We start from the raw sequence: 26,457 nt of genomic DNA on the forward strand, positions 1-26,457 counted from the left end.
TTACTGACGGTGTTGAAAGCGCTACCTTTTTGTGCTATATTTCTTGTATACTGATGTATTAGTTTTAGCTGCTGAAATACCATGTTTAAATTCATCGATTTTTGGCATTGCTCAGATAAAAGTACTAGTCGCAGATAATTTGAAGTCAACACACTTTTGAAATAAACATATAGGGGGAACAAAAACATGTTATATCCAATTACAACTGATAGTCGAACCGTTCTTAACTTGGATGGTACTTGGAAATTTATGATTGATCATGAAACAACACCAATTGATCCTGGTAAACCTTTACCAACCGAGACCGTGATGGCGGTACCGGCATCGTTTAACGATCAAACTGCTGATGCCGAAGTCCGTGAACACAGCGGCTTTTTCTGGTATCAGCGTCATTTTACGATTCCTAAGACTTTAAAAGACCAACGACTGGTTTTACGGTTCGGATCTGCGACTCATGAAGCTTGGGTTTATTTAAACGGTGAAGAAATTACCCATCACAAAGGCGGTTTTACACCCTTTGAAGTTGAAATTAATGATCATTTAATCGATGGTGATAATTTGTTAGCCGTTCGGTTAAGCAATATTCTTGACTTCACGACATTACCTGTTGGTAATTATAGTGAAGAAAAGGACGCTGACGGCCACACTGTACGCAAAGTCGACGAAAATTTTGACTTTTATAACTACGCTGGATTAAATCGACCAATTAAAATTTATTCAACACCGCGAGCCCACATTGATGATATTACCGTTGTTCCTAATGTTGATCTAAAAAAGGGAACGGCTGACGTTCACTTAGAAGTCAAAACGGGCGGCGAAAAGTTTGACGAAATTAGAACGACAATTCTGGATGAATCTGGGCAATCGGTTGCTGAAGCGACTGGTGCCGATGCCCACGCATTGATTAGCAATGTGCATCTCTGGCAGCCTTTGAAAGCATATCTTTATACGGCCAAAGTGGTTGGTGTGACTAATGGTGAAATCGTGGATGTTTACGAAGAGCCGTTTGGCGTGCGGACCGTTGAAGTTAAAGCTGGTAAATTTTTGATTAACGGGCAACCATTTTACTTTAAAGGATTTGGGAAGCACGAAGATACTTATGTCAACGGAAAAGGGTTAAATGAGGCCGTTAACGTTCTTGATATTAATTTAATGAAGAAAATGGGTGCCAATTCATTTAGGACATCTCATTATCCATACTCGGATGAAATGATTCGTTTATGTGATCGCGAAGGAATTGTGGTCATTGAAGAAACGCCAGCAGTTGGCTTGATGCTGTCGTTTACGTTCAACGTTTCTGAGGTAACAAAGGATGGCTATCAGGATGATACTTGGGAAAAATTAAAGACCGCCGAAGCGCATAAACAAGTGATTCGTGAAATGATTGATCGTGATAAGAATCATGCTTGTGTGGTGATGTGGTCAATTGCCAATGAAGCTGCTAATTATTCTCAAGGCGCCCACGAATATTTCGAACCATTATTTAAGGAAGCCCGTAAGCTTGATCCTCAAAAACGACCACTAACCTACGTTGCGATCATGTGGACAAGTCCTAAATCCGATAAGTGTACAGATTTGGTCGATGTGATTGCTTTGAATCGATATTACGGTTGGTATATTGATAATGGTGATTTGAAGATTTCGGAGCAGAAAACTAGAGATGAGTTGAAGGAATGGCAAGCTAAGTATCCTGATAAACCAATCATGTATACAGAATATGGTGCTGATACGATGCCTGGGTTGCATAGTAATTATGATGAGCCATGGTCAGAAGAATATCAGGAAGATTATTATCGAATGAACAGCAAGGTCTTTGATGAGATTCCGAACTTTGTTGGCGAACAGTTATGGAACTTTGCAGACTTTCAGACAAAATTTGGAATCAACCGTGTTCAGGGTAACAAGAAAGGAATCTTCACCCGCGGTAGAGAACCTAAAGCAGTTGTCCGATATCTAAGTAAACGTTGGAATTCAATTCCAGACTTTGGCTATAAAAAATAATTGGAGGGTAAGTCATGAAATCTAGTCGAAAAATAGTTAGAATTAAGCCTAATCAAGGCTATTTAACCGTTCAGACGGACGGTGCCCAGTTTCAAATTTATTTGATAGATGATAATATTATTCGAATTCGTGGGACGTTTGCTAAAAGTTTTGCACCGGAAGCCTCTTATGCACTTGTTAAAACGGCATGGAATGATCAGCTTGACGATCTGTTTAAGGATGAGCGCGAACAGGTCACACCACTTCCAATCCAGTTGACTGAAAATGATGACGAGTATCTTGTCCCTGGCCCTAAGTACGACCTGCATATTGAAAAGAACCCGTTTGGATTTAAAATTACGGATAAATCCGGCAACGTTGTTCATGAAGACCTGCCTAAACGCTCATTTCTACAAGATGATAATGGCCGATCATTTCATTATTCACGGATGGGAGATCATAATTACTTCTACGGCTTTGGTGAAAAGTCTGGGAAACTCAATAAGTTTAAACGTCGGATGCGAATGCACAATACCGATTCGTTGGGCTGGAACGCGGCCAAGTCCGATCCGTTATATAAAATGATTCCGTTCTATATTGATTTAGATTCGCAGCAGAACATGGCATCCGGAATCTTTTATAACAATGCCTATGATTCAGTGTTTGATATGGATTGCGAACACAGTAATTATTGGCAGCGCTATAGCTATTTCGAATGTGATGGTGGTGACATTGACTTATTCTTCATCGGTGGCCCAACGGTCAAGGATGTTGTTGAACACTATACTGATTTAACTGGTAAAAGTGCGTTGGCGCCCCTTGCATCGTTTGGCTATATGGGATCAACAATGTACTACACTGAATTGGATCAACACTCGGATGAAGCAATTTTAGATTTTGTTGATACCTGCAAGAAAAATGGCATTCCTTGTGATGGGTTCTTTTTATCCTCTGGTTATACATCTGGTAAGGATGGCAAGCGGTATGTCTTCAACTGGAACAAACAACGCTTCCCTAATCCCGATGATTTTGTTAAGGAACTTAAAAAGCGTGGCGTTTTACTTGCTCCGAATATTAAACCGGGTTTGTTGCTAACCCACCCGTTTATGGATGAATTTGAAAAGGGCAATGCGTTTGTCAAAACTTCTGATGAAAAAGGATTTGAAACGGATCAGTATTGGGGTGGCGATGCGCATTTTATTGATTTCACCAGTGAAAATGGTCGGAATACGTGGAATCGATTTATGACAAAAGCATTATTGTCCAAAGGGATTACGTCGATTTGGAATGATAATAACGAGTATGAAATTAGTAATGGGGATGCGGTGGTTGACGCGGATGGCTTGAAGAAGCCGATTAAAAGTTTGAAACCAATCATGCCAACCATGATGGCTAAATCAGCTAAGAAGGCGATTCATGATTATGATCCAAATATTCGTCCTTACTTGATTAACCGAGCTGGATTTGCCGGTATTCAACGTTATGCCCAGACCTGGGCTGGCGATAACCGAACGAGTTGGACCAATGTGAAATATAACGTACCAACTGTTTTGGGAATGGGATTATCAGGCGTTGCCAACCAGGGGTGTGACATTGGCGGATTTGATGGTCCGGCACCAGAGCCGGAATTGTTTGTCCGATGGGTTCAGAATGGTATTTTCCAACCAAGGTTCTCAATTCATTCTTCAAACACGGATAATACAGTTACTGAGCCTTGGATGTATCCAGAGTATACGTCGTATATTCGAGATGCAATTCAATTAAGGTATCGGCTGGTTCCGTATTTCTACTCACTTTTATTTGAAGCATCAACGAAGGGATCGCCAATTATGAGACCGCTGGTTTATGAGTTTCAGGATGATCCAAAAGTGTTGGAGGAAAGCTTCGAATTCATGCTGGGGCCTTCGTTACTGATTGCCAATGTTCTTGACAAAGGTCAAACAATGAAAAAAGTCTACCTTCCTAAAGGGGCGGACTGGGTCAACTTAGCTGACAGTCAATATTATGAGGGCGGTCAAACGATTGAGTTGCCGGTTGATCTGCATAGTATTCCAATGTTTTTAAGAACCGGTGGCATTGTCCCAACGGCGCCTCATTTGATGAATCTTCATAACCAGTCAATTGAACAGTTAAATCTGCTGATTGAACCGTCAGTTGAGGCATCCTTCATGTTGTATGAGGATGATGGTAAGACAAATGATTATCAAAAGGGCGATTATTTGACGACAAAATTTGCAGTTTCAAGTTCTGATGACGGGGTTGTTGTGGATGTTACCAATAACGGCACGTACAAGACAAGTGTTCAGAAACTGCAGCTGGAAGTAATGTGCCCGGATGTGGCGCCGGCGCAAGTGTCGGTTGCTGGAACTGAAATTCAGCAATTCTTGAATCATGAAAAATTTGAGAAAGCGGATCAAGGATGGTTCTTTAATGGCGAAAACCGACGAGTGATTGTAAAATTGTCGCGACCAGAAGAGAAAAAGTATCAAATTCATTTGAACTTCGCGGTGAAGGATTTGATTTCTATTTAAAAAGAGTGGGCTAAAGAGCGCTTAGGCTCCAGAATATAAGCCAAGTAACGCCATATTCCCGAACCTGGAATGTGGCGTTACTTGGCTTATATGGCCGGAGCCTGCTCTTTAGACCACGTTTCAGCCAAATAACAGGCGAGGAAACCCATATTCCCGAACCTGGAATGTGGCGTTGACTGGCTTATATGGCCGGGAGCTGCTTCTTAGACCACGTTTCAGCCAAATAACAACCGAGGGGACCCATATTCCCGAACCTGGAATGTGGCGTTGACTGGCTTATATGGCCGGAGCCTGCTCTTTAGACCACGTTTCAGCCAAATAACAGCTGAGGACCCATATTCCCGAACCTGGAATGTGGCGTTGACCGGCTTATATGGCCGGGAGCTGCTTCTTAGACCACGTTTCAGCCAAATAACAGCCGAGGACCCATATTCCCGAACCTGGAATGTGGCGTTACTTGGCTTAAATAGCCGGAGCCTGCTCTTTAGCCAATAACACTCGAAATAACTGACCAGGCCTACTTTTCAAACTGATTGTTTCGACCCAATGATATGTGCACATAATTAAACGGGAGGGTGATTATCATGTCAGTTCCAAAAATTGAAAAAATGATGGTATATCCAGTTGCCGGATATGACAGCATGTTGCTAAACCTTAGTGGGGCTCATGGCCCATTCTTTACCCGAAATATTGTTATTTTAGTGACAACTGAAGGGCAGATGGGAGTCGGTGAGGTTCCTGGGGGCGAAAAGATTACAGATGTTTTGAAGCGGTCAACCCCATTGGTAATTGGCAGTTCAATTGGCGACTTCAAACGGGTATTGCAAACAGTTGAGAACAAATTTCAAGCGTTAGATGCAGGTGGTCGGGGTAACCAAACGTTTGACCAGCGGATCACGATTCATGCAGTTACTGCGATTGAAACCGCCTTTCTTGATCTATTAGGCAAATATCTTCATGTGCCGGTGGCGGCATTATTGGGAGATGGTCAAGTTAGAGAAAAGATAGATGTTTTAGGGTATCTATTTTATGTTGGTGATCGATCGAAAACGGACTTGCCGTATATTCAAGATGATGATCAGACCGATGACTGGGGACGCATTCGCCGTGGACCGGCGTTAACGCCTGAAGCAATCGTTCGTCAGGCTCAAGCAGCTTATGACCGCTATGGTTTTCGCACCTTTAAATTAAAGGGTGGTGTTTTTAACGGAGAGCAAGAAGTTGCCACTATCAAGGCATTGCATCAGGCGTTTCCAGATGCTCGACTGGATCTGGATCCTAACGGCGCCTGGTCGCTTGACGAAGCAATTCAATATGCCGACCAACTTAAACCGTTTTTGACATATATTGAGGATCCTTGTGGTGCCGAGAATGGTTTTTCGGGACGAGAAATTTTGTCGGAATATCAAAAGGCAACCTTTATGCCAACAGCAACAAATATGGTGGATACTGACTGGCGTCAAATGCGACATGCAATTGCCTTGAACAGTGTTTCAATCCCATTAGCTGATCCTCATTTTTGGACAATGGCGGGATCTGTTCGAGTTGCCCAATTGTGCCATGAATTTGGCCTTCATTGGGGAATTCATTCCAATAATCATTTTGATATTTCATTAGCAATGGCCGCCAACGCTGCTGCAGCGGCACCGGGTGAGATATATGCAATTGATACGCATTGGATTTGGCAAGATGGCCAGTATCTAACGAAAAATCCATATCAGATCACAAATGGTCAGTTGACGGTTTCTAAACATAACGAAGGACTGGGGATTCAGGTTGATTTAGATGCGATAAAACGGGCTCACCAGCTTTATGTTAATCAGCATCTTGGTGCGCGGGATGATGCTAAAGCAATGCAGGCGTTAATTCCGGGTTGGCAATTTGATCCAAAGCGTCCGGCTATGGTTCGGTGAGAAACAGTTTAACTGATCCAGTAACGAATCTTTATTATTTAAAGTAAGATATTAGAGATCAAACGGGGCTGAGGCAAAAGTAATTTTGTCCAGTCCCGTTTTTTGCCTAACTCTTCTTTTTGATTAGAGAAAACGCCAAGACGTTAAATAGCTAGGCCGTCCTTGTCTTGTTTAAAGAGTTTCCAAGTCATGATCACGCAATAAACTAAAGAAATTGCCCAAGCCAATGGGTTTGAATAGCAAATAGCAGTGTACCCGGCGGCACCTAATGCAAAAAGGCTGCCAATTGATCTTCCAAGTAATTCACCAAATCCAGAGACAATGGCATATAGGCTGTGCCCCCATCCCTGAAGGGTGTTTCTAAAAATCATGAGCAATCCATGAACTGGAAAGAAAAATGAAATGATTGTGAGATATTCGTTGGCTTTAGTAACTGTTTGCATAGAACCGGTTCCCAAGACAGCAGTTACTAATGAGGTCTTTGTTAAATTAATAATCACAAAAGCTGCTACTGAGTAAATAATTTGAATCATCACCCCATTTGAAATCCCCTGTTTAATTCTTTTAGCGTTTTTGGCACCAAAGTTTTGAGCCTGATAAGTTGCCATCGCTGCCCCGACACTTTCCATTGGCAAGGTAAACAATTGGCGGATTTTGTCAGCGGCAGATTGGGCAGCCATGATATTTGAGCCCAGCCGATTAATCGCGTCCTGCATGATAATGGCACCGATTGCTGAAATCGAATATTCAAATCCCATCGGAATCCCAATTGCAGTCATTTTACGAATTGCCTTGGGAGCTGGGCGCCAACTTTGACGGTCAATAGTTAGCCGGTGTTTCCCAAACAAAAAGAGCGTTAAGTTAAGAATACCGCCGATGAACTCACTAATAACGGTTGCCCACGCAGCGCCGGCGATTCCCAAATGAAAATTGATAATAAAAATAAGATCAAGAATGACATTAATAACTAATGAAATAACTAAAAAATGGAGCGGATGAATCGCGTCACCAAATGCGCGCAAAGCCGCCGCCGAATAGTTGTAGAGAATGTTAGCTGGAATTCCTAAAAAAGAAATGACGGTGAATGTGACTGCTGCTTTGAAAACATTACTGGGGGTATTTAGAAGCTTCAGAGCACCAGAGGCGCCGATTATCATAATCGGTGTTAATAAGATTGCCATCGCTAAACAAATCCAAATTGCATTTGTAAAAAAGGTTTTGGTAGCTTGCTGATCTTTAGCACCGACACTTTGCGATAGTGGGATGCTGAAACCAATGCAGCTGCCTTGAATGAAGCCGAGGACTAAAAAGCTTAGGGGATAATAGGCACCAACTGCTGCGACCGCGTCAATACCAATTAGTCGGCCAACGATTAAAGTGTCGATAAAATTATATAGTTGTTGGAAGAGGGAACCGCCAACTAATGGTAAGGAAAAAAGAATTAGTCTGGTTAATGGATTTCCCTTTGTCAAATCAATTTGATTCATGCGGATTTTTCTCCATTTATTTTTAAATAATAGAAAACGATTACAAAGCCTATATTACGGGAGATGTTTTGAACCGTCAAGAACTGGTATATTAAAAATGTTAAAACGTTCGATATTTTTAGTAAAAATACACTAAAAAGCAGTGTATCTTTTTTCATTACTAACTTTTAACAGTGACATATTAGGATTTCTTCTAATCGAAGTCATTAAGCAACTGATATATTCGGAATACATAATAGATATACTAGATTTGACGGATTTCCCTATTAATTGTTGCTTTTAAGCAAGAATTATTTTTTGGGAAAAATAAACAATATTTAATCATATACTGCTGATATTGCCGATTTACAGCTTTCCTAAAGCATAAATGAATGTGAAAAAAGTCAAAAACTATTTTTGGAGAGGTCTTGTAAACGCAATCATTTGGTGTTATTCTTTTAGTAACTTATGTATCAGTTTGAAGGAGGGCTAATGTCAACTGGTCATTTGGAATGTAATTCTGAGTGTTTATTAAATTTATTTTTGTAAGCGCTTAAGCTGTTGATGTGGATTTGCAATATTTTTTATAATTTTTAGAGGAAGTGGCATACATTGGATAAAACACAAAAGACAATTATTACGTCTGACAAGCCTTTTAATATTAAAGATAAAATTGGTTACATGTTTGGAGACATTGGGAACAACTTTTCATTTAACGTTGTTAACTCGTTCTTAATGATTTTTTACACCAACGTTTTGGGATTAACGGGAGCCCAAGTCGGAATCCTGTTCATTATTGCGCGATTCGTTGATGCCTTTGCTGATATTACTGTTGGTCGATTGGTTGATAATAGTAAGCTTCATAAGATTGGTCGATTCAAGCCATGGATTAACAGGATGAAGTACCCATTATTAATTTCACTGGTTCTGCTATTTGTCCCAATCGTTAAAGATTGGTCATTAACTTATCGTTTGATTTATGTGTTCATCACATATCTTGCATGGGGAATCTTCTATTCATCTGTCAATATTCCTTATGGTTCAATGGCTTCAGCTATTAGTAGTAGCCCTAACGACAAAACATCTTTATCAACGTTCCGTGCTATGGGTTCTGCATTAGGTAGTGCAATTACTAGTTACATCATTCCAATGTTCATGTACGTTGGCGCTTCACAAAAGATCTCCGGTAACCGTTTCTTCTGGGTGGTTGTCGTTTGTGCAATTTTAGGTTATGTTTGCTACCAGTTGACGACTCATCTAACAACCGAACGGGTTCGAACTGAAAAAAGTGAAAAAGTACCGATGGGTCGGTTAGTTAAAGGAATGCTTGAAAACCGGGCATTGATCATCTTAGTTGTCGTTGATTTGATTTTGGTTGTTAACCAGAACCTTTCAGGAACTTTAATCTCATATCTGTTTAATGATTATTTCCAAAACAAAGCCGCAATGTCATTAGCCTTGATTATTAACTTTGCAACTGTTTTGTTACTTGCACCATTTAGTAACTGGATGACTCAAAAATTTGGTCGAAAAGAATGTACGGTCACAGCTTTGATCTTTGGTGCCATTGTTTATGGTATTCTGATGGTCACTCATACGCATAGTGCTGCGTTCTACTTGATTATGTTAGTCCTTGGTTCACTTGGTGCCGGTGTCTTTAACCTGATGGTTTGGGCATTCATTACTGACGTGATTGATAACCACGAAGTTTTAACTGGTGTTCGTGAAGATGGTATTGTTTACGGTGTTAACTCATTTGCTCGTAAGGTTGCCCAAGCAATTGCCGGTGGTTTTGGTGGTTTCATGTTGACGGCGATTGGTTATATTTCATCAACTTCCGGTGGTGTTCAACAAACGACCCAAGTTGTTGATCGAATTTACTATTTAGCAACGGGTGTGCCAACCGTTTGTCTTGCATTGGCTGCCATTGTGTTAATTTTTCTTTATCCACTAAACAAGAAGCGGGTTCTTGCCAACGCAAGCAAGCTTGAAAAGATTCATGAGGAAAACACTGAGGATGAAGAGAAATAACTTTCTTTAAAAAATAGGTTAAAAAAGTTTTTAAAATAAAATGAGGTTCAAAATCAATCAAATCGATTGATTTTGAACCTCATTTTTTTAATGACATATAATGGTAATTAATCTTGCTCATAATTTTGGAAATAATCGGAGTAAGCATCAAGCACCTTTTTACTTTCGATTAACATTAGATGAAGATGCTCGTTCACTAGGTATTCAAGATCATCAATGTCTTTATCAACAACGGCATCAAAAATCTTCTTATGCTGATTGTAAATGGTGCTCCAATTTAGTTCCATTTCTTTAAGTCGTAATCGGCGGAATCGGTTGAGTTGGGTATTATTAATTTGCAGCCACTGCCAGACAGTTTCTTTATTAACGACCTTGTAAAATTCATGGTGAAAATCCTGATCCAAATCAAAAAAGTTGTCGGGTTGGATTTTATCAGCCGTTTGGGCCTGTGAATGAAGATTGGCCTTTAAGGTATCCAGTGACTCGTCAGAAATGTTAACGGCGGCATTGATCATAATTTTTGGTTCGATACATTCCCGGACAAATCGACCATCTTTGGCATCTGCCATATCAATTTTGGTTATATAGGTCCCACTCTGAGGTATCACTTCAATTAGGCCTTCACGTTCAATTCTGATGATTGCTTCTCTGACAGGTGTTCGACCAAGGCCTAACTGTTCAGAAATTAACTTTTCAGATATCTTTTGTCCCGGTATGTAATCGAAGTGGATAATTTTGTATTTTATTTCGTTATAGGCGTCACTACGCATATTATCCATATCATAATCTCCTTTAATTATTCCTACAGTTTATCATACGATTATCCAAAAGTTAATGCAATTTTACTTAACGTTAAAAGGTGTTGACAATCTGATATATCAGAATATAATGGTATTGAAAGCGGATACAGGTTACTAGTGTATCAGTTTTTGTAAAAGGATGCAGATTGGATTTTAACGACCAGTTGCACTAGGAGGGTATGTTAATGGTAAAAATTACTGATAACTATTTAACTGATAAGAAAGCATTTACAGACGCAGGAATCAAGGTTCCAAGCTATGATATTAAACAAAAAACAGGGGCTACTCGCTGGGTTCATTTCGGCGGTGGTAACTTGTTCCGGGCGTTCCACGCCGCAATTGCGGATCGATTACTAGAATCTGGTGATCTGGATGCCGGAATTGTTGTTGGTGAAACCCATGACCCCGATGTTGTTAAAGGTGTTTATAAACAATATGACAATCGAATTTTGCGGGTGATTACCCACGAAGATGGTAAGTTTGAAAAGGAACTGTTTGCTTCCGTTGCGGATGCTGACTTCTTTGATCAGGGCAACCCCGACGGCTGGAAGAAAATGTTTGCAATTTTTGAAAATCCAGCCCTTCAATTAGCAACCTTTTCAATTACTGAAAAGGGATATAACCTTTGGGACAGCCAGGGGAATCTAATTCCTGTCGTTCAAGAAGATATCAAAAATGGTCCGGAAGCACCGAAGAATAATATGGCCAGTTTAACAGCACTAATGTTTGCTCGTTTCAAAGCCGGCAAGTATCCAATGGCACTTTTGAGTACTGATAACTTCTCGCAAAATGGTGAACGGCTTGAAAAGAGCGTTCTGACAATTGCTGAGGGTTGGGAAAAGAACGGCTTAGTTCCTACAGAATTTGTTGATTACTTAAAAGATGACAAAACTATCAGCTTCCCACTTTCGATGATTGATCGAATTACGCCTAACCCTTCTGATACAGTTTCAGAGCAGTTAAGCAAAGATGGTTTTGAAGATTATAAGATTCTGCATACACCAGGCCATACGAATATTGCAGCATTTACTAATACCGAAGAGGTTCATTACTTAGTTGTTGAAGACGATTTTCCAAATGGTCGTCCGGCTCTTGAAAAGGCCGGTGTCATTTTAACTGATCGTGACACAGTCAATGATGCTGATGAAATGAAAGTGACAACTTGCCTGAATCCGTTGCATACGGCTTTGGCAGTTAACGGTAGCCTACTTGGTTTTAATTCGATTGCTAAAGAAGTCAGTGATCCTGACATGCTGAATTTAATCAAGCAAATTGGTTACATTGAAGGACTGCCAGTCGTTAAAGATCCTAAAGTTATTAACCCAAAGGAATTTATCGACCAGTTGGTTAACAAACGATTGCCAAATCCTTACATTCCCGATATGCCGCAACGAATTGCTTCAGATACCTCACAGAAGTTGGCGGTTCGCTACGGGGTTACGATTTCACATTATGTCAACGATCCTAAGCGTAACCCAGCTGACTTGAACTTCATTCCACTAGTTTTAGCAACTTGGTGCCGTTATCTGATGGCTATCGATGATCAGGGCAAGCCATTTACACCAAGTCCAGATCCATTGTTATCTGAACTCCAACCTAAAGTCAGTGACATTAAGCTGGGTGAAAAGACTGATGTTCATGCGCATTTGAAGGATATCCTTTCAAATAAGTCAATCTTTGGTCATGATCTTTATGAAGTTGGCCTTGGCGAAAAGGTTGAGAATTATTTTGCCTCACAAATCAGCGGGGTAGGAGCTGTTCGCAAGACCCTTGAAGATACTTTATCAAAATACGCAAAGCAAATTAATTAAAGGGGAAAGATAAACGATGACATTATTAAACGATGACTTCTTATTAACCACACCAATGGCCAAAAAGCTGTTCCATGATCATGCTTCTAAAATGCCAATTATTGATTATCATTGTCATTTGGATCCAAAAGAGATTTACGAAAACCGAAACTATAAGAACATTACCCGAATTTGGGTTAATGATGGTAGTGTCGGCGACCATTATAAATGGCGATTAATGCGAGCCAATGGCGTTCCTGAAAAGCTGATTACTGGTGACGGTGATGATTATGATAAATTTATTGCTTGGGCCGGCACCATTGAGAAGTCACTGGGTAATCCGTTGTATGAATGGACTCACCTTGAATTGAAACGTTTCTTTGGAATTGATGATATCTTTAATAAAAAGTCAGCACCGGCAATTTGGGAAAAGGCAAACAAGCTACTTCAAACTGACGATTTTAAGCCTCGTAATTTAATCAAACGATCAAACGTCAAGGCACTCTGCACGACTGACGATCCGGCTTCTGATCTTAAGTATCATAAGTTATTAAAAGAAGAGGAAGACCAAAACGGTTTTAAAGTATTGCCTGCAATGCGGCCGGATAAGGCACTTCATTTAACCGATGACACTTATGGTGAGTACCTTGATCAATTGTCAGACGTTTCGGGCGTTAAGATTTCATCATTCAAGACATTGATGAGTGCTATGCGTCAACGATTTGAATATTTCTCAAGCATGGGCGGTAAGTTATCGGATCATGGGCTTAACTTCTTCCGATTTGCCAAAGCGACTGACGCTGAACTTGATCGCATTGTTGAGAAAGCCCGCAGCAATAAAGCTTTAACCGACCACGAAATCGATCAATATCAAACGATGTTGATTGAAAGCCTCATGAAATTGAATAAAGAATTTAATTGGACGATGCAGTTCCATATGAATGTCATTCGGAACGCCAACAAGCCAATGTTTAAACAATTTGGTGCTGATGGCGGTTTTGATTCAATGGGGACGCAACCGGATATTGCCCAAGAATTCATGAAGTTATTGATCGATATGCAAACTGAAAATGAGATTCCACGAGCAATCTTCTATTCATTAAATCAAAATGATTGGTTGCAATTAGCAACTGGAATGGGTGATTTCCAACAAGATGGCGTTCAAAAGCTTCAATTAGGCTGTGCATGGTGGTTTAACGATACATTTGACGGCATGAAGAAACAGTTAACGATGATGGCTGAGCAAAGTCTATTGCCTAACTTTGTTGGGATGTTGACGGACTCACGAAGCTTCTTATCTTATCCACGTCATGAGTACTTCAGAAGAGTTTTGTGCAACGTGATTGGTGAATGGGTCCAAAGAGGCCAGGCGCCTGATGACGAGGACTATCTCGGTCAAATCGTTGAAGACATTGCCTACAACAATGCTTATCATCAATTCCATTTCTTTGATAAGGACTAAGGATTCTCAGAGGAGGATAAAAACAATGCAAAAAATCAGTAATGATCGGTTCTCTGCTGAGATTGATGAGCACGGTGCCCAGTTAACCCATTTGATTAATAAGCAAGGCGGTTTTGACTACATTTGGAATAATGATATTTGGGAGAAACATGCGCCTATTCTGTTTCCGGCAATTGGTCGTTCAAATGACGATGCTTATTTAATCAATGGCAAAAAATATGAGATGCCACAGCATGGTTTTGTCGCCGACTTTGATTTTGTGGTTGCCGAAAAGACTGACAGCGCCGTCTCACTACTATTAAAGTCCAGTGATGCCACTAAGAAGTATTATCCCTTTGATTTTGATTTCAAAGTATCGTTTAGTCTTTCTGAGAATGGTCTGGCCGTTAAATTTGACATTAAAAATGACGATGATCAGAATTTGTCATATTCACTCGGTTATCATCCAGCATTTAACGTGCCAATTAATGGTGAAGGAATATTTGATGACTATCGACTGGATATTGAACCTAAAACCGACTCCTTAGAGACTTATGAGATCGTCAAGAAGCCCAATCCTTATCGAAGCGGGAAGATTGAACAGTTGCCAAACTACGAGAATGGGACGGTTAAGCTTGATCACGCCATGTTTGAAAAGGGATTATTGATCATTGAGAATACTGGGATTAAGTCAGTCAAGCTTTATTCTAAGGAAACTAAGCATGCTGTAACTGTTGACGTATCCGACTTTGATCATATTACTTTGTGGACAAAGGAAGGTGCTAATGCGCCATTCTTATGTATTGAAGGATTTAACGGCTTACCGGATGTCTATGGCGACCTTGTTGAGCTTGGATCAAAGGAAGGCAACCATCATCTTGATGCCAAAGCTACCAGAAGCTATGAATGTGACATTAAACTTGATTAAAAAGACTTTGACAATGGTTCGACAAAGAACTAGTATATCAGTATAAACAATTAATCATCTAAAGGAGAGTTTGAGATGGAATATAACATTGCTGTTGTTAACTCAAGCAGTTTTGGACAAATTTTCACAGAGCATTGGCAGGAATTAGAAAAGATTGGTAGCGTTAAGCGGTTTATGCTGCCAACCGACATTGATGGCAAGTCTTTAGCTGAGAAGCTTCATGGCTACAACATTATTATTGCCAGTGTGACCCCATTCTTTAACAAAGAATTTTTCGATAACATGGATGACCTATTATTGATTTCCCGTCACGGAATTGGGTTTAACAACGTTGACATTAAAGCGGCTAAAGAACACGGCGTCCAAGTTGCTATTGTGCCGCAACACGTTGAACGAAACTCGGTTGCTGAAAATGAATTAGCTAATTTGATGGCATTGGTCCGTCGAGTTGTTCCGTCATCAGAACGTGAACGTGCCGGCCGTTATCAGGATCGGGCTCAATTTATGGGTAACGAGTTCAGTGGTAAGACATTTGGTGTGATTGGCTGTGGAAATATTGGTAGCCGAGTTGCTGAATTGTTCAGCATTTTTGGTGGTCCTGTGCTGGTTAATGATCCGGATCCTCATGTTTCGGGTGAATGGCTAACTAATCATAACGTGGAACAGGTTGATCTGGAAACTTTATTAAAGCGTTGTGACTACATCTCATTGAATGCTTCTTTAAATGATGGTAACTATCACTTGATTAATTCTGAAACAATCAAGAACCTCAAAAAGGGTGCTTATATTTGTAACAATGCCCGTGGTGCTTTGGTTGAAGAAAAGGCGATCAGTGATGCGATTGAAAGTGGCCAGCTTTCTGGTTACGCAGCAGATGCAATGGAAGTTGAGCCGGTTCCGGCTGATCATCCATTCTTAAAGAACGATCGCGTTATCTTGACACCGCATACCTCCGCATACACGTATGAGTGTTTACATGGTATGGGTGAGAAGTGTGTTAGCGACGTTCGAAACATTGTTGCCGGCAAGCGACCGGTTCGGGAACTTACTCACACGATTGATTAAACAATCTGAATTATTTTTTGAACGATCTTTAATTGGATGAGAACGATTGCTAAAAGGGACCGAGGCAAAATTTACTTTTGTCCCAGTCCCTTTTGCTGTAGATTGAAGGCAAACTGATCCTTGAATTAATAACAATGAAAGCGCTATTGACAATCTGGTATATCTGATTTAATATTCTGGTATACTAGTTATTGTAAGAACGGAGATTAACATTATGAATTATATTATTGGAATTGATGTGGGAACCACCAGTACAAAGGCGCTTCTCTATGATACCGATGGCAAAATTTATGCAAAGGCCAATAAAGGCTACACCCTATATCAAGACACTCCTGATATGGCAGAAGAAGATCCGGATGAGATTTTTAACGCGACTCTTTCAGCTATTCAAGAGGTAGTGGCAAAAGCACAATTAACTGACGGCAAAGTAATTGCGATTTCCTGGTCAGCCCAGCAACACAGTCTGATCGCATTAAATAAAGATTTTAAACCGTTAACCAGAACGCTGACCTGGGCAGATAACCGATCGGAAAAGTATGCCCGTGAATATAAAGAAAATGGTCGTGGGATGGCAATGTATCAACGGACTGGATTACCAATTCATCCGATGGGACCCTTCTACAAGCTGCTGTACTTTAAGAATGAACAGCCTGATTTATTTAAGCGAACGGCTTATTGGGTTGGCATTAAAGAATACATTATCTGGAAATATACCGGGGTTCTCAAAGAGGAAATTTCAATGGCAGCAGCCAGTGGTTTGCTTAATATGAAGACTTGTGATTGGGATCCAGAGGCACTTAAAGAAACTGGTATCACGAAAGATCAGCTTCCCGAGCTCGTTGATTTAACTGATAAGTTCCAAGGGATTAAATCAGAATATGCTAAAGTCATGGGAATTGACGAGGATGTCTATTTTGTAATGGGGGCAACTGATGGGGCGTTATCGACGATTGGCGTTGGCGCCATTGATAGCGGTGTCTTAGCTATTAATATCGGAACATCGGCCGCAGTGAGGACCTTTGTTGATAAGCCAAGGATTGATCCCAAAGCGCGGCTATATTGTTACCCAATCATGAAAGGGAAATACCTGGTTGGCGGTCCGATTAATAATGGTGGGATTGTCCTTAGCTGGGCGCATGACGCGTTATTTGCTTCAGAAGAGCAGGCAGCTAAATTACTTGGGATGGATTCATATGATATGTTGTCAAAAATTGCAGCAACTGTCCCGGCTGGTTCTGACGGCCTGATCTTCCATCCTTACTTGGGTGGTGAACGGGCACCGTTGTGGGATGCGAATGCTCGTGGTTCGTTCTTCGGACTTAATCGAAAGCATACCAAAGCACATATGATCCGAGCTGTGATGGAAGGCATTATGTACAACCTTTATTCGGTTACTTTAGCCCTTAAGGAAGTTACCGGCGATCCCAAAGCCATTTTAGCAGCCGGTGGCTTTGCCCAATCCAAACTCTGGACACAAATGATGGCCGATATATTTGAGAATGATATTATTATCCCTGAATCCTATGAAAGCGGCAGTCTGGCTGCGATGTTCCTGGCTAAGATGGCGTTGGGGATGGAGGATAAGCTTGAAGATATTAAGAAGTATTTAGGTAAGGAAAACAAATATCAACCAAATGAAGAAACATTTGCGAGATATCGGAAACTGGTTCCGATTTACCTGCGATTGAGTCGTGAATTCTCAACGGAGTACAAGGCGATCGCGGATTATCAACGAGAGTTTCCGGGATAGGAAACAAAGTGGGGTAAAAGGCGGTTAGCTCCCAGAATATAAGTAACTCAGCTAGATATTCGGGGTTTGAATATTTGACTGAGTTACTTATATGGCCGGGAGCTGGCTTTTGAACCACGTTTCCACTTGGTAATAATTAAAAGAGACTGAGATAAATGAGTCCCTTTATCGAGTTTGTTTTTGTAACCGCTTTATCATATCATTTATGAATGGGAAGATGATTTTTTGACAACTAATAATGAATCAAGTGAATTTTCAACAGAATTTTGGACTTCAACGGCAGGCGATCTTTCACAGAAGCGTGAGCAAATTGCCACACCCAAATTTGGTGATGCCGATCAAGCAGCAGCTAAAATCGTGATTGATCCTTCTGAAAAGCATCAGGATTGGTTGGGACAAGGTGCCGCAATTACTGATTCAGCAGCTTCGTTGATTTGGGGCGTTTTAAACAAAGATCAACGGGATTCTCTGCTTCATGAATTATTTGATCCGACTCAGGGTGGTTTTTCAACTGTTCGGGTACCCCTTGGATCGTGTGATTTTTCAAGTCAGGATTACTACACTTACGATGATGTACCGTTTGGCGAACATGATTTTAAGCTTGAAAAATTTTCCGTTGGTGAGGGTAAGCCGGGGGCACCTGATGCAACTAAAGATTTGAAGTACATCGTACCGGTTCTCCAAGAAATTTTAAAAATTAATCCAGCTGTTAAAATCATTGCATCACCGTGGTCGGCACCAGCGTGGATGAAGAATACGGGTCACTTAACCTTTGGTGGTCATTTACGATTTGGTGAGTTTACGGGAAACGGCTATGGTAAAGCCCACACGTTTGATGCCGTTTATGCCCGCTACTTTGTCCGTTATATCGAGGCCTACCAAAAGTTGGGGATTCCAATCTATGGTGTGACAATTCAAAATGAACCGTCTAATGCAGCTCACTGGCCGGCAATGATTTGGACACCAAATCAAATCGCTGAATTTGGGTACGAGTATCTTCGACCAGCTCTGAATTCGACGTTCCCGGCAACTAAAATTTACTTCTTGGATGATAGTTTTCATGCGTTGGATCAGCCGATTACCAACAATGTCACGCCTGTCCAAGCAAGTGCCTTTGACGGGTTAGCGGTTCATACTTACACAGGACCTTATCCATACCTGTTTAACGCTAACCGGGCTTTTCCAAATTGGCAGGTTATTATGACTGAACGGCGTTGCATGATGGAAGAAACGCCTGAAGATGCTGCCCACATTATGTTTGGCATTATTGCCAACTGGTTGGTTCGAAATGGTCTGAATATGATTAATCTCTGGAATATTGCTTTGGACGAACGGGGGTTGCCAAACGCAGCGGATTCAACAGGTCGCCGCGGCGTTGTCACCATTGACCATACAACCGGTAAAGTTCAGCGTAATCTTGAATATTATATGCTCCGCAACTTTGGTCAGGATGTTCCAGTTGGCTCAATTGTCATCGGATCATCCAATTATACGCCGGATGGGTTTACAGGTGGCTTGGGATCAGTAGCGTTCTTAGCTCCTGATGGTTCAATCTCAGCCCATCTCTATAATCCGACTGGTCAGCCATTGAAAGCAGCCGTTACAATTAACGGGTATGCGGTTAATTGGCAGAACGTGACGGTCCCGGCTTGGGGAACGGTAACCTTGCATAAAGCCAATCATGCAGTGAATGAATCAAAGGTTCCTGCTGATGATCACTTTAAGCTCAACCCAACACCGGCTAATACTGATGATGTCGCACCGGGAAGAAAGTAGAAAATCAATCTCCATTATCATTAAATTGAAAGTAAATCCAGTTGACAAATTACGTGAAACGCGGAGGTTTGTTGACTGGATTTATTTTTGTGGGGAAGACTGTTTTTAACAAATGTCTTTGATGGCATAAATAAGTTAACTCGGCTTTGCCTTAAAATTTGAAAAGTTTGTTTGATAAATTTTTCTGGTGTCCTCAAAGAAAGGTGAGCTTATTTTATAATAATTGGCAGGTTTATTGCGATTTAAATTTTTGCTATAATACTCTATATGTTAACGCTGAAAGGAATGACTAATTGAATATGAAATGCATCCCTTTTCGTCAGCAGGGAGTACGACTTTCTATTACTGATATGTTGCATAATTTATTACATGATTATGAAACTATTGAAGATGAAATTAACGCTCGGAAAGCTTATAGATATTATCTGCTAATCACTAAATGTTTAGCAGTCAGTAGTAACTTTGATGTTAGCGATTTTATGGCATTGTTGAAAAATAAACGTCCATCCTTGAAATCCGGTCCGTTCTTAATTTATGATGATGTTAGTGATGAAGATGTTGAAATTAAAAGTTTTGAGCTTATCAAAAATATTAAAGGGAAAGGAAAAGAGATTGGACCTTCTTTACATCAATATATTATTCAAGCGCCTATCTTTGAACTAAGGATAAATAGTGAAGGTTTTGGGTTTCGATCAATTCTTTTTTTGTCTTCTAAAGAATTTAATGATGAATTTGATCAATTCCAATGTTACTGTGATTGTTTTAGAAAAGAAAAATATGATACATCAGTGGCAAGGCATCGTGGCCATAGGAAAACGAATCAAGCAATATTATCGACGACATCGGTTTATCAGTTGTTTAGAAGTAACGAATCCTTATTTGAATCTTTTTTTGCAAGTACACAAATTATTGCGATGGAAGGGGAGGTGTTTGTATGAAACGTATCCGAGATATCAGAAAACATGCTAGAAACGTTACAAGCCAAGATAATTATTTAAAACACACAGAACTTATGTCGGCCATGTTAAAGTACAATCTCTACATGGGGCACGACTTGGCCTGGGATCAGATGGCAAAGGATAATAACCTGGTGGTTGAAGATTTACGGGGATTTTTAAGCGGTCGAAGCCATGATATTGGTATGTATAATCAATTAATTACGTATGTTCAGGGACGATATTCTTTGAGATCGTTGGATGTTCAGGCAGACTATCGGTTTGCAGATCACATGCCGCTCATGCGTAAGTCTAATTTAGATGATCATTCATCCAATATTACTTCCCTGACCGGAATCTCTATTAATGATTATAATCCCCAGTACCAATACCAATTGCCCGAATTGTCAGATGGGATAAGTAAACAAAGTGTTCAACATATTACTACACTCAATAGTAGCGTAAAGACGATCACAGTATAAAGAAGTAGGTGAAGTAGTTGCTCAAGAATGATATAAAATCGAATAATAAAAAGCATGTTGATGTGCATTTAGAGAGCGTAAAAGTACAAAAGGCTTTTTTAACAGATTCAAAAGAAATGGATCAGTATATACAAGATCATCACTATTTGAATTCGAGTCAAGTTCATTTTGGAACAGGCCAAACAAGTATGACAATTAATTTTATACCTCGCAATCTTGATAAAAATAACGGGTCTCAACATTCTGATAAACAGTACAAAAGTGAAGATTTAATACTGTCTACACAAGCACAAGTTTTATATAATACAAATGAACATTCAGCTCTTGTGATTGCCGAATCGTTGATGTCACTTCATGGAACAGCAGAATGGAATGAAAAAGAAATCCAAAGCTTTTTAAATCAAGGCGCCACTCGAATAATGACACCAGTATTAAAAAAGATAACATTTTTAATGTATGCTCTTTTTGATTCTTCGGAGATTGTTGGAATAATTCCTGATTTCTTGGAACTTGCTGCTAATAAGCTTAAAACTCCAGAACAGAAGAAATGATTAAAGGCTTGAGTGCGAGGATTATATTGAATAAAATTTACGGTTTGACCCTTGATTCAGCAGGCCGATGTCAACACTATCATACGAAAGTCGATATTGTTGCGTTGAAATGTGCCAAGTGTCAGCAATATTACGCGTGCTATCAATGCCATGACAAACTGGTTGGTCATCATTTTATCCCGGTTAAAACGGATGGCCCAGCGCCGGCCTTATGCGGTGTTTGCCGAAACACATTAACGTATTGACAATATTCGCTTGGTCATTGTCCATATTGCGGCCATGCATTTAATCCTAAGTGTCAATTGCATCATGATATCTATTTTCGATCATAAATGTAAGGTTCTTCAATCATTAAATAGCGTCTTAAAAATTATCCAACATCGGTAATTTTTAAGACGCTATTTGATTTGATTAATTTTTCGGTAAGCTGGTTAATATCTTAAACGCTTGCAGCCACCAATTTTTCATGCATATAGGTTTTAATTTGGTCAATGGTGATTAACGGCAAGCCCCATTCTTTAGCGTCTTGAGCTAAATCATCGCGACGAGCCATATGACCATCTGACTTAATCACTTCAATAATTGCAGCAACAGGTGCTTTACCACATAGTTTGGCAAGGTCAACTGAGGCCTCAGTGTGACCGTCACGAGAAAGCAGGCCGGATTCTTTGGCGATCAATGGGAAAACATGGCCGGGATGGTTAAAATCGGTTGGCTTGGCATCTGCAGTTGCCAAATGTTTAATTGTGGCAGCCCGATCAAATGCAGAAACGCCGGTTGTCACACCAGTTGCGTGATATTCACCATCGGTCGAAATGGTAAATGGGGTCTGATTGGGATCAGTGCTATGTTCCACCATCATTCGAAAGCCGAGTTTTTCAGCAACTTTTGGACTCATCGGGGCACATAGAAGTCCTTTTGCGTGACCAATCATGAAATTGACAGTCTCGGGGGTAATCGTTTCGCCCAAAGTGACGATGTCACCCTCATTTTCACGGTTTTCATTGTCGGCTAAGATAATCATACCGCCATTTTTCAAAGTTTCTAGCGCCTTATTAATATCTGAAAAAATGCTTGCCAAAAGAATCCACACTCCTAATTTTATTTATAAGGAAGATGGCCATCGTTCACCTACAACTATTAAAATACATACATTTTCATGAAAAGTCAATGAAAATCAAAAATAAAACGAACTATATAACGACAATTCCACTTAATCGTTCGTATAGGTTTCAAAAACTAAAGGCAGTTTACCTAATTTTTCAACAATAAAATATCTTAATTATGTGGACTAGTGAGCTGAAACGTGGCTTAAACAATGTTAAACTGGTATTGGATACGTTTTCATAAGGAAAAATTCATTTACATGGAGGTACCACGCTATGTCCAAAGTACTGATTGTTAACGCAGGAAGTTCATCACTTAAATTCAAACTGTTTGATATGCCAAAGGAAGATGTGCTTGCTGACGGTGAAATCGAACGATTAAATATGCCGGGATCAATTGTGAAGGTTAAATACGGCGATGGTCAGGTATACAAAACTGTTGAAGATAATATTGATTATGAACGTTCGGCCGCAATTATGCTGAACGGGTTAAAAGATTTGGGAATCATTGATCATCTACATGAAGTCAGCGCCGTTGGTAATCGAGTTGTTGCAGGCAGCACGCACTTTGATAAGGTTGCCAAGATTGATGACGAGGCTTTGAACTGGATTGTTCAACTAGGTGAAATTGCCCCAATCCATAATCCGGTTGAAGCTGAATACATCAAGATTATTCAGCGAATTTTGCCGGATACCGATCAATATGCCATTTTTGACAGTGCCTTCTTTAAAGATGTGCCAGAGGTGAATGCCATTTATGGGATTCCATATGAGCTGACACAAAAGTACACAATCCGGCGCTACGGTGAGCACGGAATCAATCATGGCTATATTACCCAACAGGCTCAAAAACTGTTGGGGTATGACAGCGCGAAACTAGTGACACTGCATTTGGGATCCGGGGCATCAGTTGCCGCTGAAAAGGATGGTAAATGTGTCGATACCTCAATGGGCTTTACCCCGATGAACGGGTTAGTCATGGGAACTCGCTCCGGCGATCTTGACCCGGCTTTGGTCCCATTTTTCATGAAACGAATGGGCGCCAGTGCCGATGAAGTGATGGATATGTTTAACCATCGATCAGGGTTACTTGGCGTTTCGGGTGTTTCTTCTGATATGCGTGACCTCGAAAGCTCCGATGATGACCGGGCTAAATTAGCGTTGGAAATGTTTGTCAACCGGACGGTAAAATACGCTGCCGGCTACATTACCGAACTGGGAGGCGTTGATGCTATTGTCTTTTCCGGTGGCATTGGCGAGCATGATCAGTGGGTCCGTGACCAGGTTTGCAAGAAGTTGGAAATCTTTGGGATTAAACTTGATGATCAGTTAAATAAAGAACAACAGCCAGGTGATTTGAGTACGAAAGAGTCATCGGCTCGAATCTTCTTAATTCCTGCCAATGAAGAGTTGGCGATGGTCAGGGATGTTGATCAGAGCATTCAGAAATAGAGTGGGCCAGCAAGCGGTTAGACCCCAGAATATAAGCCCCCTGACTTGATATTCCCGATTTTGGAATATTAAGTCAGGGGGCTTATATGGCCGGGGTCTGCTTGCTGGCCCACGTTTCGGCAAAGGACAAAGTTCAACGAGATATTTCCGGTTTGAATATTTGGACAATTCGCTTACACGGTCGGAAGTTGCCTTTTGTTCGTTTTACTCGGTAATAATTGTGTTTACACTAACAGAAACTGGACAAAACAATTATTATCCCAGCCTCTAGTGTTCAGTGATAATTAGACTGATTCAAATTGTTTTAATTCGTGACCAACCGCTTTTTTAACGAGTTCGTTTTGAAGTCGTTTTAATTGCTTAGGCTGTTTTAGCAGCTTGGGATCTTGTTTGATTTTAGCTGTCAGTTTGGTTTTGACCTGAGCTTGCATTCTAGCTTGAAATGATTTTGATTTTAGTTTGGTGGCCGCAGATTTTAGTTGCTGTTTGCTCAGGACAGCCCAATCTTGGTTAAGCTGATAAGTCACAACCTGCCTTTTTAACTGCCCTTGGCTAGTAACACCGGTAAAAAGAAATTTCACCAATGAATTATCATAATGATACTGGGTGTTGGTGGTTAGCAGCTGGCTGGGATTGTCGGCACTTTTTTGGATCACAACCTTTTTGTCTTTATTTAAGATTAAGCTGAGCTTGGAACTACCTGGCTTCTTAGTTGCGAACGCTTTGTAGTGAGTCTTTCCCTGCTTGATCGTTTTGATGATCATAATGTGATTGGCATGAATGCTGGCAATAGGTTTGATTTGTGATATTTGGGTATGTTTGTCGGTTGTTGTTCCAAAATGAGATTGTGAATCCAGCAGTAAGCCCCCTTGAACTAACAGAAGTGCAAAAGTTGCTATGATGCCAATTTGTTGATGCTTTTTGTAAAAGCTGACTCCAATGATAACAACCAATAGTATTGTGATTAAAAGTAACATCATTTAGCCTTCTTTCCGATCCGGTTGGTAAGAAACATGGCTGGGATGACACCTAACAAAGTACCGATGCTTGTCCAGATAAAGGCGACTTGATAGGCGTTGCTCATCATCCCGGTTGTGGCAATGTTATTACCAACAATGCTTTGGATGACACCAGCTAGAACTGCGGTAGCAATTGAACCGCCGATATTTTGGGCCATTCGAGTGACAACGGTTGCTTGAGGGATGAGTTTGGGTGCCAAACCGGTGTATGCATCCGACATCACTGGGATTGTCACCCCACTGCGGGTTAACCCCATTAGGAACAGGGTCAACAAGACCAGCCATTCAGAAGTTTTTGCCGTGAAAAAGACGAACGGCAGCGTCGTAACCGCACCGCCCAGCATTGAAACGACCACAACCCATCGGGCGCCCAATTGATCGGTTAAACGACCAGCAATGGTTCTTGTGACCAACATACCGGCACCTTGGGCGATTAAATAAATTCCTGTCCAGATGACACTTAAGTGGCGAATGTTCTGAAGGTAAAGTGGGAGGACAAACATAACACCATTGACCATTAAGCCGGATAGGAAAAGTAATAAGGTTGAAGCGGAGAAAGTCGTACTATGAAATAAATTAGTGGGAATTAGAACTTTTTTTGGCCGTTTAAAGGCATAAATGATATAAGCCAGTAGGCAGTCGATGCCAATAAAAATTGGGAACAGTACTGACAATTTGCCAAAGATGTTATCAGCGCTGTAATTAGTAATTCCGACAATGATGCCGGCAAATGTACCGGCAATTAACCCAAACCCCAGAAAATCAAAGGATGCTCCCTTGTGGGTGGGGATGAACTTCGGCAAGCTGATTGATGACAGCATTAGGGCAATGATGACAATGGGAACGTTAATGTAAAATAACCAGTGCCAGTTTAAATACTTAATCAGTGCGCCGCCCACAGTCGGGCCGAGAATGGGTGCGAAGATAATCGGCAGGCCAATAACAGACATTAGACTGCCAAGATTTTGTCCTTTGGCCGCCCGAATTGCTAATGCGCTAACCCCGGTGATGATGACGCCGGCTGCAGCACCTTGGATGATTCGACCGATAACAAGCGCCGACACTGAGGTGGCCATTCCGGATACAATTGACCCGATCATAAAGATGATAAGCGAGATTTCCTGAAGCAACTTTCCAGACATTTGGTCAAGCAGCCAGCCGGCTAGTGGGACCGCTAACCCTAAGGCCAGGACGTAGGCAGTTGCGACCCACTGCATTGTATTGACAGTTGAACTTAAGTCTTTCAAAATAGTATTGATACCAACGTTGGTCATAGTTGTGTCAAGCATTGGCGCCAGGGCACCTATAACCAAAATGAGTCCAACTCTTGCGACAGAAGGGCTGCTTGATGTTTCGTTAATGGTTTCTTCTTTCAATTTGTTTCACTCCTTTAGGGTACTTTAAGTACGCTAAAAGATACTACTACCTTTTTTCAAGATGT

The 26,457-nt window shown here is 40.8% G+C and carries 20 protein-coding genes and 1 pseudogene; 16 read left to right on the forward strand and 5 right to left on the reverse strand.

Annotation, left to right across the window (positions count from 1 at the left end):
• Nucleotides 1-186: 186 nt before the first annotated feature.
• The 3 genes from uidA to FC85_RS07755 all read left to right on the forward strand — a co-directional run bounded on the left by uidA (nt 187) and on the right by FC85_RS07755 (nt 6,424).
• Complete coding sequence (uidA, locus tag FC85_RS07745) at nt 187-2,001, forward strand: beta-glucuronidase (RefSeq protein ID WP_057864963.1); 1,815 nt, start codon at nt 187-189, stop codon at nt 1,999-2,001.
• Nucleotides 2,002-2,015: 14 nt separating this feature from the next.
• Nucleotides 2,016-4,511 carry a glycoside hydrolase family 31 protein gene (locus FC85_RS07750; protein WP_057864964.1) on the forward strand — a complete coding sequence of 832 codons (2,496 nt, stop codon included), beginning with the start codon at nt 2,016-2,018 and terminating at the stop codon, nt 4,509-4,511.
• A 584-nt stretch (nt 4,512-5,095) separates the two neighbouring features.
• Nucleotides 5,096-6,424, forward strand: a complete 1,329-nt coding sequence (locus tag FC85_RS07755; protein WP_057864965.1) for an enolase C-terminal domain-like protein — start codon at nt 5,096-5,098, stop codon at nt 6,422-6,424.
• A gap of 143 nt (nt 6,425-6,567) precedes the next feature.
• Here the strand turns inward: FC85_RS07755 and FC85_RS07760 are convergent, their stop codons facing one another.
• A complete protein-coding gene (locus tag FC85_RS07760; RefSeq protein WP_057864966.1) occupies nt 6,568-7,911 on the reverse strand; it encodes an MATE family efflux transporter in 1,344 nt (447 codons plus the stop codon).
• A gap of 591 nt (nt 7,912-8,502) precedes the next feature.
• Between FC85_RS07760 and FC85_RS07765 the strand changes: the two genes are divergently transcribed.
• Entirely contained in the window at nt 8,503-9,921 is a 1,419-nt protein-coding gene (locus tag FC85_RS07765; protein WP_057864967.1) for an MFS transporter, read from the forward strand.
• A 107-nt stretch (nt 9,922-10,028) separates the two neighbouring features.
• On the opposite strand, the gene FC85_RS07770 is transcribed toward FC85_RS07765, so the two are convergent.
• Nucleotides 10,029-10,700 carry a GntR family transcriptional regulator gene (locus FC85_RS07770; protein ID WP_057864968.1) on the reverse strand — a complete coding sequence of 224 codons (672 nt, stop codon included), beginning with the start codon at nt 10,698-10,700 and terminating at the stop codon, nt 10,029-10,031.
• Nucleotides 10,701-10,906: 206 nt separating this feature from the next.
• On the opposite strand from FC85_RS07770, the gene FC85_RS07775 reads away from it, so the two are divergent.
• The 10 genes and pseudogenes from FC85_RS07775 (at nt 10,907) to FC85_RS07820 (ending at nt 21,771) form a co-directional block, all read left to right on the forward strand.
• Complete coding sequence (locus tag FC85_RS07775; protein ID WP_057864969.1) at nt 10,907-12,532, forward strand: mannitol dehydrogenase family protein; 1,626 nt, start codon at nt 10,907-10,909, stop codon at nt 12,530-12,532.
• A 16-nt stretch (nt 12,533-12,548) separates the two neighbouring features.
• On the forward strand, nt 12,549-13,973 hold the full coding sequence (gene uxaC, locus FC85_RS07780; protein WP_057864970.1) for a glucuronate isomerase: 1,425 nt from the start codon (nt 12,549-12,551) through the stop codon (nt 13,971-13,973).
• A 25-nt stretch (nt 13,974-13,998) separates the two neighbouring features.
• Entirely contained in the window at nt 13,999-14,880 is an 882-nt protein-coding gene (locus FC85_RS07785; RefSeq protein ID WP_057864971.1) for an aldose 1-epimerase family protein, read from the forward strand.
• A 75-nt stretch (nt 14,881-14,955) separates the two neighbouring features.
• The gene (locus FC85_RS07790) at nt 14,956-15,945 is read left to right on the forward strand and encodes a D-isomer specific 2-hydroxyacid dehydrogenase family protein (protein ID WP_057864972.1); all 990 of its coding nucleotides are present in this window, start codon (nt 14,956-14,958) and stop codon (nt 15,943-15,945) included.
• 214 nt (nt 15,946-16,159) lie between these two features.
• A complete protein-coding gene (gene gntK / locus FC85_RS07795; protein WP_057864973.1) occupies nt 16,160-17,695 on the forward strand; it encodes a gluconokinase in 1,536 nt (511 codons plus the stop codon).
• A gap of 225 nt (nt 17,696-17,920) precedes the next feature.
• Complete coding sequence (locus FC85_RS07800) at nt 17,921-19,471, forward strand: glycoside hydrolase family 30 protein (RefSeq protein WP_057864974.1); 1,551 nt, start codon at nt 17,921-17,923, stop codon at nt 19,469-19,471.
• 293 nt (nt 19,472-19,764) lie between these two features.
• Nucleotides 19,765-20,409, forward strand: a complete 645-nt coding sequence (locus tag FC85_RS07805; RefSeq protein ID WP_157051282.1) for a hypothetical protein — start codon at nt 19,765-19,767, stop codon at nt 20,407-20,409.
• On the forward strand, nt 20,406-20,888 hold the full coding sequence (locus FC85_RS07810) for a hypothetical protein (protein WP_057864976.1): 483 nt from the start codon (nt 20,406-20,408) through the stop codon (nt 20,886-20,888). The genes FC85_RS07805 and FC85_RS07810 overlap by 4 nt, the downstream gene beginning before the upstream one ends.
• 17 nt (nt 20,889-20,905) lie before the next feature.
• A complete protein-coding gene (locus tag FC85_RS07815; RefSeq protein ID WP_057864977.1) occupies nt 20,906-21,439 on the forward strand; it encodes a hypothetical protein in 534 nt (177 codons plus the stop codon).
• Nucleotides 21,436-21,771: pseudogene (locus FC85_RS07820) on the forward strand (CHY zinc finger protein). Before FC85_RS07815 ends, FC85_RS07820 begins: the two are co-directional and overlap by 4 nt.
• Nucleotides 21,772-21,878: 107 nt before the next feature.
• On the opposite strand, the gene ribB reads toward FC85_RS07820, so the two are convergent.
• Nucleotides 21,879-22,520 carry a 3,4-dihydroxy-2-butanone-4-phosphate synthase gene (ribB, locus tag FC85_RS07825; protein WP_057864978.1) on the reverse strand — a complete coding sequence of 214 codons (642 nt, stop codon included), beginning with the start codon at nt 22,518-22,520 and terminating at the stop codon, nt 21,879-21,881.
• Between the two features lie 301 nt (nt 22,521-22,821).
• Between ribB and FC85_RS07830 the strand changes: the two genes are divergently transcribed.
• The gene (locus FC85_RS07830; protein WP_057864979.1) at nt 22,822-23,997 is read left to right on the forward strand and encodes an acetate/propionate family kinase; all 1,176 of its coding nucleotides are present in this window, start codon (nt 22,822-22,824) and stop codon (nt 23,995-23,997) included.
• A gap of 86 nt (nt 23,998-24,083) precedes the next feature.
• Nucleotides 24,084-24,212, forward strand: coding sequence for a hypothetical protein (locus tag FC85_RS16205; protein ID WP_268908757.1), 129 nt, complete (start codon nt 24,084-24,086; stop codon nt 24,210-24,212).
• Between the two features lie 69 nt (nt 24,213-24,281).
• Here the strand turns inward: FC85_RS16205 and FC85_RS07835 are convergent, their stop codons facing one another.
• Both FC85_RS07835 and FC85_RS07840 read right to left on the reverse strand, forming a co-directional pair.
• Nucleotides 24,282-24,977 (reverse strand): DUF4811 domain-containing protein, encoded by a 696-nt coding sequence (locus FC85_RS07835; RefSeq protein ID WP_083485041.1) that lies wholly within the window; start codon nt 24,975-24,977, stop codon nt 24,282-24,284.
• Nucleotides 24,974-26,392: a DHA2 family efflux MFS transporter permease subunit gene (locus FC85_RS07840; RefSeq protein ID WP_225427604.1), complete on the reverse strand. Its 1,419-nt coding sequence runs from the start codon at nt 26,390-26,392 to the stop codon at nt 24,974-24,976. Before FC85_RS07840 ends, FC85_RS07835 begins: the two co-directional genes overlap by 4 nt.
• Nucleotides 26,393-26,457: the final 65 nt, after the last annotated feature.

The sequence above is a fragment of the Lentilactobacillus diolivorans DSM 14421 genome (assembly GCF_001434255.1).
Lineage (GTDB): Bacteria > Bacillota > Bacilli > Lactobacillales > Lactobacillaceae > Lentilactobacillus > Lentilactobacillus diolivorans.

Bases quoted from the DNA above. Each gene is read 5' to 3' on its own strand.
- FC85_RS07790 (WP_057864972.1), top strand. From the start codon at position 14,956: ATGGAATATAACATTGCTGTTGTTAACTCAAGCAGTTTTGGACAAATT.
- FC85_RS07770 (WP_057864968.1), bottom strand. From the start codon at position 10,700: ATGGATAATATGCGTAGTGACGCCTATAACGAAATAAAATACAAAATT.
- FC85_RS07830 (WP_057864979.1), top strand. From the start codon at position 22,822: ATGTCCAAAGTACTGATTGTTAACGCAGGAAGTTCATCACTTAAATTC.
- FC85_RS07755 (WP_057864965.1), top strand. From the start codon at position 5,096: ATGTCAGTTCCAAAAATTGAAAAAATGATGGTATATCCAGTTGCCGGA.
- FC85_RS07810 (WP_057864976.1), top strand. From the start codon at position 20,406: ATGAAACGTATCCGAGATATCAGAAAACATGCTAGAAACGTTACAAGC.
- FC85_RS07775 (WP_057864969.1), top strand. From the start codon at position 10,907: ATGGTAAAAATTACTGATAACTATTTAACTGATAAGAAAGCATTTACA.
- gntK (WP_057864973.1), top strand. From the start codon at position 16,160: ATGAATTATATTATTGGAATTGATGTGGGAACCACCAGTACAAAGGCG.
- FC85_RS07835 (WP_083485041.1), bottom strand. From the start codon at position 24,977: ATGATGTTACTTTTAATCACAATACTATTGGTTGTTATCATTGGAGTC.
- FC85_RS07760 (WP_057864966.1), bottom strand. From the start codon at position 7,911: ATGAATCAAATTGATTTGACAAAGGGAAATCCATTAACCAGACTAATT.
- uxaC (WP_057864970.1), top strand. From the start codon at position 12,549: ATGACATTATTAAACGATGACTTCTTATTAACCACACCAATGGCCAAA.
- uidA (WP_057864963.1), top strand. From the start codon at position 187: ATGTTATATCCAATTACAACTGATAGTCGAACCGTTCTTAACTTGGAT.
- FC85_RS07750 (WP_057864964.1), top strand. From the start codon at position 2,016: ATGAAATCTAGTCGAAAAATAGTTAGAATTAAGCCTAATCAAGGCTAT.
- FC85_RS07785 (WP_057864971.1), top strand. From the start codon at position 13,999: ATGCAAAAAATCAGTAATGATCGGTTCTCTGCTGAGATTGATGAGCAC.
- FC85_RS16205 (WP_268908757.1), top strand. From the start codon at position 24,084: ATGGCCGGGGTCTGCTTGCTGGCCCACGTTTCGGCAAAGGACAAAGTT.